The organism is Saccharicrinis fermentans DSM 9555 = JCM 21142, from assembly GCF_000517085.1.
In the GTDB taxonomy this organism is placed as follows: domain Bacteria; phylum Bacteroidota; class Bacteroidia; order Bacteroidales; family Marinilabiliaceae; genus Saccharicrinis; species Saccharicrinis fermentans.
The window spans coordinates 1,764,622-1,778,062 of sequence record NZ_KI912107.1 but is presented as its reverse complement, the minus strand read 5'-3'; the positions used below and the strand labels follow the sequence as shown (position 1 = coordinate 1,778,062).

13 protein-coding genes are annotated in these 13,441 nt (G+C 37.4%); 8 read left to right on the top strand and 5 right to left on the bottom strand.

What is annotated here, in order from left to right; translation table 11 throughout:
- Positions 1 to 20 precede the first annotated feature (20 nt).
- From rlmB to clpB, 7 genes are all read left to right on the top strand, one after another.
- Complete coding sequence (rlmB, locus tag CYTFE_RS0107165; protein WP_027471259.1) at positions 21 to 761, top strand: 23S rRNA (guanosine(2251)-2'-O)-methyltransferase RlmB; 741 nt, start codon at positions 21 to 23, stop codon at positions 759 to 761.
- A 139-nt stretch (positions 762 to 900) separates the two neighbouring features.
- On the top strand, positions 901 to 1,971 hold the full coding sequence (locus tag CYTFE_RS0107160; RefSeq protein WP_027471258.1) for a uroporphyrinogen decarboxylase family protein: 1,071 nt from the start codon (positions 901 to 903) through the stop codon (positions 1,969 to 1,971).
- A gap of 1,141 nt (positions 1,972 to 3,112) precedes the next feature.
- Positions 3,113 to 4,597, top strand: coding sequence for a phytoene desaturase family protein (locus CYTFE_RS0107155; protein WP_027471257.1), 1,485 nt, complete (start codon positions 3,113 to 3,115; stop codon positions 4,595 to 4,597).
- Between the two features lie 25 nt (positions 4,598 to 4,622).
- Positions 4,623 to 5,573, top strand: coding sequence for a phytoene/squalene synthase family protein (locus CYTFE_RS0107150; RefSeq protein WP_081735932.1), 951 nt, complete (start codon positions 4,623 to 4,625; stop codon positions 5,571 to 5,573).
- 17 nt (positions 5,574 to 5,590) lie between these two features.
- Entirely contained in the window at positions 5,591 to 6,082 is a 492-nt protein-coding gene (locus CYTFE_RS0107145) for a sterol desaturase family protein (protein WP_027471255.1), read from the top strand.
- Between the two features lie 5 nt (positions 6,083 to 6,087).
- A complete protein-coding gene (locus CYTFE_RS0107140) occupies positions 6,088 to 6,771 on the top strand; it encodes a lycopene cyclase domain-containing protein (protein ID WP_044212772.1) in 684 nt (227 codons plus the stop codon).
- A gap of 195 nt (positions 6,772 to 6,966) precedes the next feature.
- Positions 6,967 to 9,549, top strand: a complete 2,583-nt coding sequence (clpB, locus tag CYTFE_RS0107135) for an ATP-dependent chaperone ClpB (RefSeq protein ID WP_027471253.1) — start codon at positions 6,967 to 6,969, stop codon at positions 9,547 to 9,549.
- Positions 9,550 to 9,605: 56 nt separating this feature from the next.
- On the opposite strand, the gene CYTFE_RS0107130 is transcribed toward clpB, so the two are convergent.
- The 3 genes from CYTFE_RS0107130 to CYTFE_RS0107120 all read right to left on the bottom strand — a co-directional run bounded on the left by CYTFE_RS0107130 (position 9,606) and on the right by CYTFE_RS0107120 (position 11,110).
- Entirely contained in the window at positions 9,606 to 10,220 is a 615-nt protein-coding gene (locus tag CYTFE_RS0107130; RefSeq protein ID WP_044212775.1) for a trimeric intracellular cation channel family protein, read from the bottom strand.
- 52 nt (positions 10,221 to 10,272) lie between these two features.
- Entirely contained in the window at positions 10,273 to 10,707 is a 435-nt protein-coding gene (locus CYTFE_RS0107125) for a hypothetical protein (protein ID WP_027471251.1), read from the bottom strand.
- Positions 10,708 to 10,837: 130 nt separating this feature from the next.
- Positions 10,838 to 11,110, bottom strand: a complete 273-nt coding sequence (locus CYTFE_RS0107120; RefSeq protein ID WP_027471250.1) for a DUF493 family protein — start codon at positions 11,108 to 11,110, stop codon at positions 10,838 to 10,840.
- A gap of 94 nt (positions 11,111 to 11,204) precedes the next feature.
- Between CYTFE_RS0107120 and CYTFE_RS0107115 the strand changes: the two genes are divergently transcribed.
- Positions 11,205 to 11,657, top strand: coding sequence for a hypothetical protein (locus CYTFE_RS0107115; RefSeq protein ID WP_027471249.1), 453 nt, complete (start codon positions 11,205 to 11,207; stop codon positions 11,655 to 11,657).
- Positions 11,658 to 11,737: 80 nt separating this feature from the next.
- Here the strand turns inward: CYTFE_RS0107115 and CYTFE_RS0107110 are convergent, their stop codons facing one another.
- Complete coding sequence (locus CYTFE_RS0107110; protein ID WP_027471248.1) at positions 11,738 to 12,433, bottom strand: DUF2293 domain-containing protein; 696 nt, start codon at positions 12,431 to 12,433, stop codon at positions 11,738 to 11,740.
- Between the two features lie 37 nt (positions 12,434 to 12,470).
- Positions 12,471 to 13,175: an SAM-dependent methyltransferase gene (locus tag CYTFE_RS0107105; protein WP_027471247.1), complete on the bottom strand. Its 705-nt coding sequence runs from the start codon at positions 13,173 to 13,175 to the stop codon at positions 12,471 to 12,473.
- Positions 13,176 to 13,441 lie beyond the last annotated feature (266 nt).

Below are 13,441 nucleotides of genomic sequence, written 5' to 3'. Positions count from 1 at the left end.
AATTTAAAAAAAATATAATTATGGCAGGGAAAAGTGATTTTTTATTTGGTATCAGATCGGTTATAGAAGCCATCCGTTCGGGTAAAGAAATTGAAAAGGTATTGGTGAAGAAGGGCTTGCAGGGAGAACTCTATGAGGAGTTGATTGATACCATGAAAGAAGCAAAAATCGCCTGGCAAACTGTACCTGTTGAGCGAATTAATCGGGCTACAAGAAAAAATCACCAGGGCGTGATTGCTTTTGTTTCTGCTATTACTTATCATGACCTTGAAAATACGCTTATAGGTCTGTTTGAAGAAGGAAAAAACCCATTGGTACTTGTTCTCGATGGAATCACTGATATTCGAAATATGGGTGCCATAGCTCGTTCTGCTGAATGTGCAGGTGTTAATGCCATTGTGATACCAGAAAAAGGTGGAGCTCCTATTAATGCGGATGCTGTAAAAACTTCGGCAGGTGCACTGCTTAATATACCAGTGTCTAGGGTTAAAAACCTATATAAATCTTTGGAGTATTTGCAAAATTCAGGTCTAAAGTTAGTGGCAGCTACAGAAAAAGCCAGTGAAAATTATACGAAGGTTGATTTTTCAGGCCCTACTGCCATTGTCATGGGGGCTGAAGATAAAGGGGTGTCATCTCAAATACTTAAAATATGTGATGCCGCTGCAAAAATTCCTATTGTTGGTACCATAGGTTCTTTAAATGTGTCTGTTGCTGCTGGAATATTGGTTTACGAGGCAGTTCGACAACGAAATGAATAGTTATATATAGTCGTGTTTGTTATCTATTGTTAATCAACCCTTTAATTTGTTTAATTTGTTATTTTAAAAAATATTTATAAATTTAGCTGGGTTTTGTACAAAGAAACTTGTATTTAACAACAGCCTTAAAACATCATTTATGAACCACAAAGAAAGAGTCTTAAAAGCTCTGAACAACGATGTTCCGGATAGGGTTCCATTTTTTTATTGGGATGTTCCGGAATTTGGTGAGAAAATGATCTCCTTTTTTGGTTTTACTGACCGCGATCAACTTCTAGAGCATCTGGATGTTGATTTTAGATGGGTGGAACCAAAATATATAGGACCTCAGTTAGTTGATAGTAACAACAAGTGTAAAAAAGACATTTGGGGAGTAGGTTACTCTCGCATTAAAAAAGGTAAATTTAGCTATTGGCAAGCTACCGACTTTCCGCTGAAAGGGATTACTGATCCGGCCGCTTTGTCCGACTTCGATTGGCCATCAAATGCACTCTTCGATTTTAATTCCCTGAATGCCCAATTGGAAAAGTATAAGGATTATGCAATCATGACTGCGCCTGGATATTCCTCACCAGGTTTATTTCGTATTGTGCAACGTTTAATTGGACGGGATAGCTTTATGGAAGTCATGATGTCACATCCTAAATTTTTTAAAGCCCTTTGCGATAAGGTGATAGATTTTTATAGTAGCTTTATTGATGAATTTTTTGAAGTCGCCCAAAATCGGGTGGACTTTATTAGAGTGGCCGATGATTTCGGTTCGCAAACTGGTTTAACCATTGGACATGACCATTGGGATAATTACATTCGGCCATCTATAGATGCTTTTACAGCTAAACCCAAAGCGTTGGGTGTGCACTTTTATATGCATAGCTGTGGTGGGGTTCGTAAACTTTTGCCTAATTTTATTAGCGCAGGAGCTGAAGTGTTGGACCCTATACAAACCAGGGCAGCAGGTATGGATCCTGAGGGCTTGAAAAAAGATTATGGTAAGTTGATTACTTTTTGCGGTGCCGTGGATGAAGAACTGTTGCTACGAAAAGGTACGCCAAAACAAGTAAAAGAGGGTGTGAATAGTCTCTTGGATGTAATGGCGCCCGGAGGGCGATTTATCTTAGGGCCTAGTCATAAAATTAAGGTGGAAACACCTGTTGAAAATGTAATTGCAATGTATGAAGCTGCCAGAGATTGGCAACCTAAACATTCGTAAAATTTTATAAGTATAGTTTTAACCTGCTTAATTATTTAAGCAGGTTTTTTTTTGCTTTACCTGTGTGAGCTTGGGGGCAATCTATGGGGTATCTTCAATTAAAATATAGAGGGTTACAATTTTCCATAAGCATATTCGATAATTTTCAATTAATGAGTAATTCTCATTTAAATACCCAACCACCAATATAACGACCGCAGGGTTGGCCAGAACAATAACCCCGTGGCCGGCGTCGGCGAGAAACCTTCAAGGGTGCACTTGAGGTGGTAGTGCGGTTGGCCTAGCACGAAGGAAGTGTGCGCCGGAGGGAATTATTACCCAAAAGCTGCATTAGAAAATCTATTACGAAGTTCTAATACATCATTTGGGTTGGTCGCTGCAGGGGAGGTAGTGATCTATTGTTCTAGACTTTTTTGGTTCTTTTTGTGGCAATGACAATAACGAAGTTATCATGAGGACCTTTGGAAGTATGCCTCCCCGAGTAATTCGGCGAAGCCTGATCATGAGGACCTTTGGAAGTATGCCTCCCCGAGTAAAAAGAACATTAACCGAAGTTTCAAAAGCAAAGAAAATTATCACATAAGTTAGAAACATTGTTCTCAATTAGATATCGGAAGTACCAATGCTGCAGCAGAATCTTTCAATACAAAAGTAAAGGATTTCAGAAGACAATTCAGGAGGGGTATATTTTGTAAGCTTTGCCGTAGTTGTACAAGCTAATTTCAAAAATCGGCGACGGCAACGGGCGAATCACTTTAAAGATGGACGAAAATGCTGATATGGATGCCGTATGTTTTGAAGTGCCCACTCTGGTGGCAGGTATATACTGAGCTACCGTAAGGGGTATCTTAGCCCAGTGTACAGGTTTCCAGCCTTGAAGATGAAGAACGGGTAGAACAGTTGATGGTGTTGACCATGAACGGATCGGGCAGAAGATGGGAAAATGAAAACTTGTTTTTTTTATTTTGTTTACTTTTTTCTTTAATAAAATGAACAAATATTCAGGAGTGTTGTTTCTTTTTTGTGTGAAACGGGTTAACTTATTGGATGATTATATTTGAAACACAGTATAATTATGGTTTGAATGATTGCTATAGTTCTTTAGAAATAAAATTTTATTTAACACCTAAATGAATACTCAATGAAATATACGCACCCAAAGAAAGTACTTGTTATAGGAGCTGGATTTTCCGGACTGTCGGCAGCTAATTATTTAGCTAAGGAAGGGTTTGAGGTGAGTGTATATGAGAAACATGATATGAGTGGAGGGCGAGCCAGGCAATTTTCAGAAGGAGGTTTTAAATTTGATATGGGGCCCACTTGGTATTGGATGCCCGATGTTTTTGAGAAATTTTTCGCAGATTTTAATAAAAAAACAATCGACTATTATCGTTTACAAAGATTAGATCCGGGCTATAAAGTTTTTTTTGGAGAGGATGATTTTATGGATATCCCAGAAAAACTGGAGGACATTTATAACTTGTTTGAAAGAGAGGAGTCTGGAGGAGGTAAATTTTTGAAGCGATTTTTAAAGCATGCTGAGTATAATTATAAGGTGGCAATGGATAAGGTGGTATACATGCCTGGTAAGTCGCCGCTAGAATTGATAAGTGTAGCTACTGTTAGCAGGCTGGGACAATTTATTAGCTCTATTACACAAATGGTTCGCTCCGGCGTTAAAAGTGAGCGATTACGACAAATATTAGAATTTCCGGTATTGTTTTTAGGGGCAAAGCCTGAGCAAACACCTGCCTTTTATTGTTTTATGAATTATGCCGACATGGTATTGGGAACTTGGTATCCCCAAGGGGGTATGTATAGTGTTGTTTCTGCATTTGAGAAGTTAGCTGAGGAAAATGGTGTGAGTTTAAACTTCAATGCGAATGTGGAAAAAATTGTTTCACAAAATGGCATGGTAAAAGGAGTGGTGGTGAATGGTAAATTAGTAGAGGCGGATGCTGTTGTTTCGGGTGCTGATTATTATCATACAGAGACCTTATTGGATATAAAAGATAGAAATTATTCTGAGTCCTATTGGAATAAGAAAGTTTTTGCTCCGTCGGCTCTGTTGTTTTATGTGGGTTTTAATAAAAAACTAAAGAATTTGGCACATCATACCTTATTTTTTGATACGTCGTTTAAGCAGCACGCTATCAGTATTTATGATGATAAAGTATGGCCTGAAAATCCTCTGTTTTACGCTAGCTTTCCTAGTCTGACCGATCGCGATTGTTCTCCTTTGGGAAGTGAAGCGGCCATATTTTTAATTCCAATTGCAACAGGTCTGACAGATTCTTCTGATATGCGGAATAAGTATTTTGATGAAATAATGGATCGACTTGAAAAAATTACTCAACAATCTGTTAAAGATAATGTTGTATTAAAAAGATCTTATTGTGTCAATGATTTTAAAAGGGATTATAATGCCTATGGTGGAAACGCCTATGGATTGTCAAATATTTTAAAGCAAACAGCATTTTTAAAGCCCAAACTGCAAAATAAAAAATTAACAAACATGTTCTACACCGGCCAACTCACAGTTCCTGGTCCGGGTGTGCCTCCTGCAATTATATCGGGTAAAATAGTTTCTGGCTTAGTGACCCAATATTTGAATAAGAAGAGTTGATTATATGTAGTTAAAAGATGGCTTGATGGATAATAAAGAATATAATAATGTAATAGAACTAGTGGAGGTGTCTGATGATGTAGGCTCTGTTGCCGCGCTTAAGATAGCACATAAAAGAAAGATAGATAAAAATAATCAGGCAAAGCTCCTCTTTGACAGGGTAGGTTATGCGTGTAGTAAGATAGTAACAGAATCCTATAGTACCTCCTTTAGTATTGGTGTACGTTGTTTGAATCCCTCTATTCGTCAGGCTATTTATAGTATTTATGGTTTTGTTCGTTTTGCTGATGAGATCGTTGATTCTTTTCATCAATACAAAAAAGTAGAGCTGTTGGACGATTTTGAAAATGATTTATACAAATCACTGTCCGATGGAATTAGTTTAAATCCTATTTTAAATTCTTTTCAGCATACTGTAAAGAAATACGATATTCAGGAAGATTTGATACGCGCTTTTCTTAAGAGTATGCGTGCTGATTTATATAAGAAATCTTACAATGAGCAAGAGCTAAAGCAGTATATTTATGGTTCGGCTGATGTGGTGGGCTTGATGTGTTTAAAGGTTTTTGTGGATGGTGATCAGCGTATGTATAATGACTTAAAGTATAGTGCGTCTAAATTAGGTTCGGCTTTTCAAAAGGTCAATTTTTTGCGTGATGTAAAAGATGATACGGAAGAGTTACATCGTTCTTATTTTCCGCAATTGCGGTATTCTGTCTTGGAGGAGGATAGTAAACACGCCATTTTGACCGACATATACCAGGATTATAAAATAGCCTTAGAAGGAATTAAGAAACTGCCCAAAAAAGCACGCTTGGGTGTTTATATTGCTTATGTATATTATTTGGGTTTGACAAAAAAAATAGGGCAGACCAAAGCCAAGGATTTGAGAAGGAAGCGCTTAAGAATTTCTAATCTGCAAAAAATTATGTTATTGGCCAAGGCGTATTTTGTAATAAAGGTTGGCTTGTTTTAAATTATAATCATATACGTATGCAGCTCACTATTTATATACTTATTGTTATCGCGGCATTTGTTCTTATGGAAGGGGTCGCTTGGTTTGTACATAAATACGTGATGCATGGTTTTTTGTGGAATCTTCATGAAGATCATCATGTTCCTAAAGGATCTCATCAACATTCTTTTTTTGAAAAAAACGATTGGTTTTTTGTCATATTCGCTATACCATCAATGATTTGTTATATTTTAGGTAGTCTGTTGCCCAGTGGTGTTTTTTTTAGTGTGGCCATCGGAATTACTTTGTACGGGTTTGCATATTTTGTATTTCATGAGGTGGTTTTTCATCGAAGGTTTAAATGGTTAAAGGGTTGGAAACCAACTTATGTTCGATCTGTTATATTGGCTCACTCTATGCATCATAGACATCATAGCCCGATAGATGGAGAGTGTTTTGGATTGTTGATTTTTCCCATGAAATATTTTAAGAAGGAAAAATTGAAAAGGAAAAATATTACTAAAGAATAATAGATATGAGTTTGTACTTATGGGTGCTGATATGTTCTGGCCTTGTTCCTTTATTGTATAGTTTTCATGCCAAATTAAAGTTTTATAAGTATTGGCCTTCATTGTTCTCCGCTATTTTTTTAGTTGCCATACCATATCTGATTTGGGATTGGTATTTTACCGAAAAAGCCTATTGGGGCTTTAATGATGCCTATTTAATGGGCATTCGTTTTTGGAATCTTCCTTTGGAAGAAATTCTTTTTTTTGTTGTTATTCCTTATTGTTGTGTCTTCACCTTTTATTCTCTGAAATACTATTTTCCTGCATTAAGATTTTCAAAAAAGATGACTTTTTTATGGGCAGTATTGTTGCTTAGTATATCTATTGTTCTTTTGGTTAAGTATTGGGATTTGCCATACGCCTTAGTGAATTTTTTAAGTCTGATATTTGTGTTAACAACGGTGTTGCTATACGATTGGAAGTTGTTGAGCGTCTATTTCTGGATTTTTCCGATCATATTATTTCCTTTTTTTATGGTGAATGGGGTGTTGACTGGTTTGGGAATTGAAAATGAAATTGTTTGGTATAATCCGGATGTTTTAATGGGATGGAGGATAGCTACCATTCCGGTGGAAGATGTGTTTTATGCTTTTACGATGGTGTTATCCAATCTGTTTTTTATGAAAATACTGGAAAGTAAGTCTACGTGAGCAACTATTTCTAAAAGTAAAGCAGCTGCCATAAATGGTCAATGTGGTCAATGATATCTCTTTTTGTATTTCATACAAAAGATAGTCATGAAAAAATGTCATTATTTTTGTTTAAACCATGACAAAATGACTTGTGTTTCGTGGTGGCAAGTAATTTGCTACCCTGTGTCTGCTGAATTATTAAATGATGATACAATGAACACAAAAGAATATACTATCAAATCACAAGAGGCTATACAACAAGCTGTTGCAATAGCTTCAAGTATGAACCATCAGGCCATAGAGCCGGGGCATCTGTTAAAAGCCATGATTGAGGTGGATGATAATGTTATTCCCTATTTATTGAATAAATTGGAGGCTTCAAATTTTGATTCTCCATTGAAAGCAATTATTGACGGTTATCCTCGGGTTTCAGGTGGAGAGCCTTTTTTATCAAGAAGTACCAACGAAGTACTTTTAAAAGCAAAGGATTACCTTAAAATGTTTGAAGACCAGTATGTGAGTATTGAACATATTCTATTGGGCTTGTTGAAATCAAAGGATCCGGTAGCTAACTTATTAAAGGATGCAGGAATATCGGAAAAAGCCTTGATAATGTCTGTGAAAGAATTGAGAAATGGGGCAAAGGTAGATTCTCCTACAGCAGAGGATAGTTATAATGCTTTAAATCGTTATGCTGTAAATTTAATTGAAAGTGCCAGGTCTGGAAAACTTGACCCTGTGATTGGTAGGGATGAAGAGATTCGTAGGGTGCTGCAGATATTGTCTCGTCGTACAAAGAATAATCCAATTTTAATTGGAGAACCAGGTGTAGGGAAAACGGCTATTGGTGAAGGAATTGCCATGCGTATTGTGAACGGAGATGTTCCCGATAATCTAAAGTCCAAGTTGATTTATTCATTGGATATGGGTGCATTGATAGCTGGTGCTAAGTATAAGGGTGAGTTTGAGGAACGTTTAAAAGCAGTTGTAAAAGAGGTGGTTGCAAGCGATGGAGGTATAATCTTATTTATTGATGAGATTCATACCTTGGTTGGTGCCGGAAAAGGGGAGGGGGCAATGGATGCTGCCAATATATTAAAGCCGGCATTGGCCAGAGGCGACCTAAGGGCCGTTGGTGCTACAACTTTAAGCGAGTACCAAAAATATTTTGAAAAGGATAAAGCGCTTGAACGTCGTTTTCAACAGGTGATGGTGGATGAACCAGATGCTTCCAGTGCCATATCTATTTTGAGGGGACTAAAAGAGAGGTACGAAACACATCATAAGGTTAGAATCAAAGATGATGCGATTATTGCAGCTGTCACCTTATCTAAAAAATATATTACGGATCGTTTTTTGCCTGATAAAGCAATTGATTTGATTGATGAAGCAGCAGCTAAGTTGAGACTGGAAATTAATTCTGTTCCAGAAGAGCTGGATGAATTGGATCGTAAGGTTAAGCAATTGGAAATAGAACGAGAGGCTATTAAGCGTGAAAAGGATGAACGAAAGTTGGAACTGTTGAGCAAGGAACTTTCTGAATTAAAAGATGAAAGAAATAATCTCAGGGCAAAATGGCAAGAGGAGAAATCTATTGTGGATGAAATCCAGAAGTATAAATCGGATATTGAACAATATAAGTTTGATGCTGAAAAGGCCGAAAGAGAAGGATTGTTTGAGCAGGTGGCTGAGTTGCGTTACGGAAAAATGAAGGAGGCTGAGGAGCGTATTGAAGAACTGAAAAATAAACTGAAAGATAAGCAGTCGGAGAGTGCCATGATCAAGGAAGAGGTGGACTCGGAAGATGTGGCTGGAGTGGTGAGTCGGTGGACTGGTATTCCCGTGACAAAAATGCTTAAGAGTGAAAAAGAAAAACTGCTGAGCTTGGAGGATGAACTCCATAAGAGGGTGGTTGGACAGGAAGAAGCGATAGCGGCGGTTGCAGATGCCATTAGACGAAGCCGTGCTGGATTGCAGGATGAAAAAAGACCAGTTGGATCATTTATTTTTCTGGGTATGTCGGGAGTGGGAAAAACTGAATTGGCCAAAACACTTGCTTCGTTCTTGTTTGATGATGAAAATAAGATGACAAGAATTGATATGTCTGAATTTCAGGAGAGGCATTCTGTATCTCGTCTTATTGGAGCACCTCCGGGATATGTTGGCTACGATGAAGGAGGACAATTAACCGAAGCTGTGCGTAGAAAACCATACTCAGTAGTGTTGCTTGATGAAATAGAAAAAGCTCACCCAGACGTTTTTAATGTTTTGTTACAGGTGCTGGATGATGGTAGATTAACAGATAACAAAGGAAGACTGGTTGACTTTAAGAATACGATCATTATTATGACTTCCAATGCAGGAAGCCATGTCATTCAGCAGAATTATGAATCACTGAATGTCGGAAATGCATCGGAGATAATGGAAAAAACAAAGTCGGAAGTGTTTGATTTACTTCGTAAAACTATACGACCTGAGTTTTTGAACAGAATTGATGATATTGTGATGTTTGCGCCTCTGACTAAGAAGGAAATAGAAGAAATTGTGTTGTTACAATTTAATGCCATTAAAAAGGTGTTGGCATCTAAGCAGGTGCAAATAGAAATTTCGAAGGAAGCGATTCAATATATTGCTAATGCAGGTTTTGATCCACTTTTTGGAGCGCGACCCATTAAACGGGTTCTTCAAAAAGAGGTGCTCAATGAGTTATCAAAGCGTATACTGGCAGATACCATTGTAAAGGATAAAACCATATTGGTAGATTGTATAAATAATAAATTGGAATTTAGTAATTAGTTGAATGGCTAATGTTTGTTGTAAACCTCTTCAGAGTGTAGGCTTTGAAGAGGTTTTTATTCTTGTGCATTGGTGATTTTAGGTAAGCTTAGATTGAATTTTATAGCCAGTAAGCGAATAAGGATAATAGATAAGATGGTGGCAATCTGTGAAAAGTGCGTTTCTACTTCAAAATAATGCAATGCTAAATATATGGTACCACCAACAATACATGCAGTGGCGTATATTTCGCGATGAAAAATTAAGGGTACATCATTGCAAAAAGTATCACGCAGTACGCCTCCAACAACGGCAGATGACAACCCCATTACTAAGGAAATAGGAGGGGTTAAGCCAAAAATCAGGGCCTTTTCCATGCCAATAATAGTAAAAACCCCAATGCCAATGGTGTCAAATAGAAACAAGGTTTGCTTAAGTTTAATAATATACCTGTAAAAAATAAAGGTAAGGGCTATTGCACTTAGGATAATCACAAAGTAATGCCAACCCTGAATCCAGGTGACCGGCGTGTTACCCAATAGTAAATCCCGGATAGTTCCTCCTCCCACAGCAGTTACAAAACCGATAAATGTTGCACCAAACAAATCCAGCTTTTTTTCTGAAGCTGATAGGGTGCCACTGATAGCAAAAGCACCAGTTCCTGCATAATCCGCAAAACTCATTAAATCCATCTCCAAGAATTTTGCGCAAAAATAATTTATTTTATCAAGTAAACAAGCTATTTTATTCTTCGGCCGTTACTAATTTGTTTAAATTATTTGTGGAAAACTGGGCTATTAATACAATATATTTCACAATACTTTCTAACTCTTGCTGGTCGGGAGGGGTAAAAGGAATCACCTCTAAGGAACAGAAAGTTTGGAATTTATTAAGAAAACGAGCCCCTTCAAGAATGTCTTCATCGAGCTGATAAAACTCCTTTCCTTCTTGTAGCATGCCGGATAAAGAAGTGGAACTGGGTATGTAATCGTAACTTAAAAGCATGCCTAAAACCAAGCGTTCTCCCGCCAAAACAGCCAGGTTGTAAATAAACTCATTGTCGAAAGATTTTGGGTTTACGATTAGTTTCTTACACGTGTTTAAGTAGGATTTGCCTTCGTCAAAATAGAATTGCCAATCTTTGCGGACGTCTTGCCAGAACTTAGTTTTAGTTTCCATAATTTAATATTTTACAATAGTTAATTTGTAAATGACGGGGTGCATTGTAAAAGTATTAAATAATTACCATTATATCCCAATAATTGTGTTAAATGTAATCAATAAGCACAAATAAATATCAAATTGACATTTATAGTGCAATAATTCCTTTGATTTTATTGATCTCCGAGCTTACATCCACAATACTTTGTGCCGAAGGCATTTTAACTTTACAGGTGATGGAAACAAATTTGAGGTTTTTGGTGTGTTTGTATGAAATTTGACCGTTTTTAGGTAATAGAGAAACAACCTGTTTCACTTTACCGTCCTCATTGGGGGCAATAAACTTAAACATATAGAGTAAAGGCCAGTGTTTGTTTTCTCCGAGTTTTTCCAGTAATTTGTCGTATTCTTGTGATGCCATTGTTTAATTTTGGGAACAAAAATATATTTTTTTAGATGCTTTATTAAATTTGCATAAATTTATTTGTTCATCACTACTAAAAGATTCAGAATATATGTTAAAAATTAAGATTGTTTCAGTGTTTATTTTGTTGGGTGGAGTAATATTCGGCCAAACATTTAGAGCTCCATTAGCTAAAGGAGACAAACAGTTAAATATGGGCTTGGGCTTTAATACCAACGGACTGCCTTTATATGGTGGTGTGGATTTTGCTGTGCATGACGAAGTAACCATAGGGCCTCAGGTGAACCTTGTATTGGATGATGATGCTTATATGACCCTTGGATTTAGAGGTGATTATCATTTTAATCGCTTATTTGAGATGACCCGAGAATGGGATGTATATGCTGGTGCTAATGCTGGGATAGGAATTGGCACAGATGACGCTTTAGAGCTGGGACTTCAAATTGGAGGAAGGTATTATTGGAGCAATAAATGGGGTATCAATCTGGAGTTTGGTGGAGGAAATACATTTAGTACAAAGCTGGGTGTTTCTATGAAGTTTTAAATGAAATTTGCTTCTACACCCAAGCCCATTTTAAAACCAAGGATGGGCTTGGGTGTTTTATGGCAATAAGCATTTAGCCGTTATTGTATTCGTTTTTTTTGAATATTTTTTTCCAAAGCACTCTTAAGGGGGCAGTGAGGTGAAATAGCTAGGCCTTTTCTGTAATTCTCCAGAATTTTAACAGACTGTTGGGCAAGGGTGCGTCTGACGGTTCTTCTTTCTCCTTTGATGCGGGCAATGTTCATGTGGTCATACGCAGTGGTTTGATGGCGCATCCATGCAATCACAGCTCTAGAAGCTCTTTCGGAAATGGGAATCATTTGCGTGCGGGCTACGGTTCCGCTCCCTACGGGAATTGCATGTTGGGTAACTAAAATAGCCAGTGCTTTAGCAATGGAATGATAGAGGGGATGAAAGTTAAGAAATTTTTCCACTTCATGACTAAATTCTTCTTCGTAGGCTATTTGTTGCTTCTCCCTGCGTTGAGCATTGTATATCTTTTTCTTTTGATATTCATCCGTTGATCGGATTGATTCCATTTCTTTTTGGGCTGAAGATATGATGTGGCTTGGAGCCCATACGCCTTTTGACATAGTTCTACGCCCTTTCTTAAAAATGACGCGCCAAAATTCACCTCTGGCGGTTACTTTGCGTGTTATCCCCGCATCGCCTGCGGGTAAAAAACGCCAGTGTTTGGGTGGAGTAAGTGGGTAGCCTTCTTCGTCCTTTAGGTTACCGTATTGATCTGTGGTGACGGTTTTGCCTGATTGCTTCATGAATAAAAGCTGTTGCTAACTGTTTAGTAGTGATGTATTAACCTTGAATAAGAAAGATAGTGGGCTTTTTATGTAATTCAGGTAAATTGCCCTTCCACTGACCAACGGTCTTGGTTTTGATGAACTCGGTTTCTAAAGTGATGTCACAGGCTACACATACTTTCGTTTTTGATTGACAATTGGCTAATATGTCCTTTAAAAGATGGTTGTTGCGATAGGGGGCTTCAATAAATATTTGTGTTTGGTTTTCGCGAATAGACAAGCTCTCTAAATGTTTGATGGCTTTGGCTCTGTCTCCTGATTTGATGGGAATATAACCATGAAAGGCAAAACTCTGACCGTTCATACCCGAGGCCATTACCGATAAAAGGATTGAGGAAGGACCCACCAATGGTATTACTCTTATGTTTTGTTGATGTGCAGAGGCAACAATGTCAGCACCCGGGTCAGCAACCCCTGGACAACCTGCTTCGGAAATGATACCCATATGTTGTCCTTTTTTGGCTGCATTGAGAAAATTGCTCTTTTGTTGTGGCGTGGTATGTTTGTTTAGTTCGTAAAAAGTAAGGTCGTCAATATTGATTGATTTATCTACTTTTTTTAGATAGCGCCTGGTGGTGCGTATGTCTTCAACAATAAAATGTTTTATCTGTTTGATTAGTATGATCACATCAGCAGGTATAACACTGCTGATGGAAGAATCACCTAAGGTGGTAGGTATTAAATATAGTGTACCGTTCATAAGTTCAATTTTGGGCAAAAGTAGTAAAAAGCTTGTTGATTTGAATTGTGGCACGAAATTAGATTAATATAGAATTATTATAAATGTGGAAATATTTAATTAGCAGGGCTGTAAAAAAGCAAATAAGATGTATTTTTATACGCTTAGCCCATAGGGTAACTAATAATTAATGTATATCAGAAATCAGCACACCAGGGCAAATGAGAGGTAATATATGTTTGCAGTTGAAATTTGCACTGGTTAATGAAGTTTCGCTCATTTTTAAA

Excerpts from the sequence above, each read along its gene's own strand:
- rlmB (WP_027471259.1), top strand. The coding sequence starts at position 21 with ATGGCAGGGAAAAGTGATTTTTTATTTGGTATCAGATCGGTTATAGAA.
- CYTFE_RS0107160 (WP_027471258.1), top strand. The coding sequence starts at position 901 with ATGAACCACAAAGAAAGAGTCTTAAAAGCTCTGAACAACGATGTTCCG.
- CYTFE_RS0107155 (WP_027471257.1), top strand. The coding sequence starts at position 3,113 with ATGAAATATACGCACCCAAAGAAAGTACTTGTTATAGGAGCTGGATTT.
- CYTFE_RS0107150 (WP_081735932.1), top strand. The coding sequence starts at position 4,623 with ATGGATAATAAAGAATATAATAATGTAATAGAACTAGTGGAGGTGTCT.
- CYTFE_RS0107145 (WP_027471255.1), top strand. The coding sequence starts at position 5,591 with ATGCAGCTCACTATTTATATACTTATTGTTATCGCGGCATTTGTTCTT.
- CYTFE_RS0107140 (WP_044212772.1), top strand. The coding sequence starts at position 6,088 with ATGAGTTTGTACTTATGGGTGCTGATATGTTCTGGCCTTGTTCCTTTA.
- clpB (WP_027471253.1), top strand. The coding sequence starts at position 6,967 with ATGAACACAAAAGAATATACTATCAAATCACAAGAGGCTATACAACAA.
- CYTFE_RS0107130 (WP_044212775.1), bottom strand. The coding sequence starts at position 10,220 with ATGGATTTAATGAGTTTTGCGGATTATGCAGGAACTGGTGCTTTTGCT.
- CYTFE_RS0107125 (WP_027471251.1), bottom strand. The coding sequence starts at position 10,707 with ATGGAAACTAAAACTAAGTTCTGGCAAGACGTCCGCAAAGATTGGCAA.
- CYTFE_RS0107120 (WP_027471250.1), bottom strand. The coding sequence starts at position 11,110 with ATGGCATCACAAGAATACGACAAATTACTGGAAAAACTCGGAGAAAAC.
- CYTFE_RS0107115 (WP_027471249.1), top strand. The coding sequence starts at position 11,205 with ATGTTAAAAATTAAGATTGTTTCAGTGTTTATTTTGTTGGGTGGAGTA.
- CYTFE_RS0107110 (WP_027471248.1), bottom strand. The coding sequence starts at position 12,433 with ATGAAGCAATCAGGCAAAACCGTCACCACAGATCAATACGGTAACCTA.
- CYTFE_RS0107105 (WP_027471247.1), bottom strand. The coding sequence starts at position 13,175 with ATGAACGGTACACTATATTTAATACCTACCACCTTAGGTGATTCTTCC.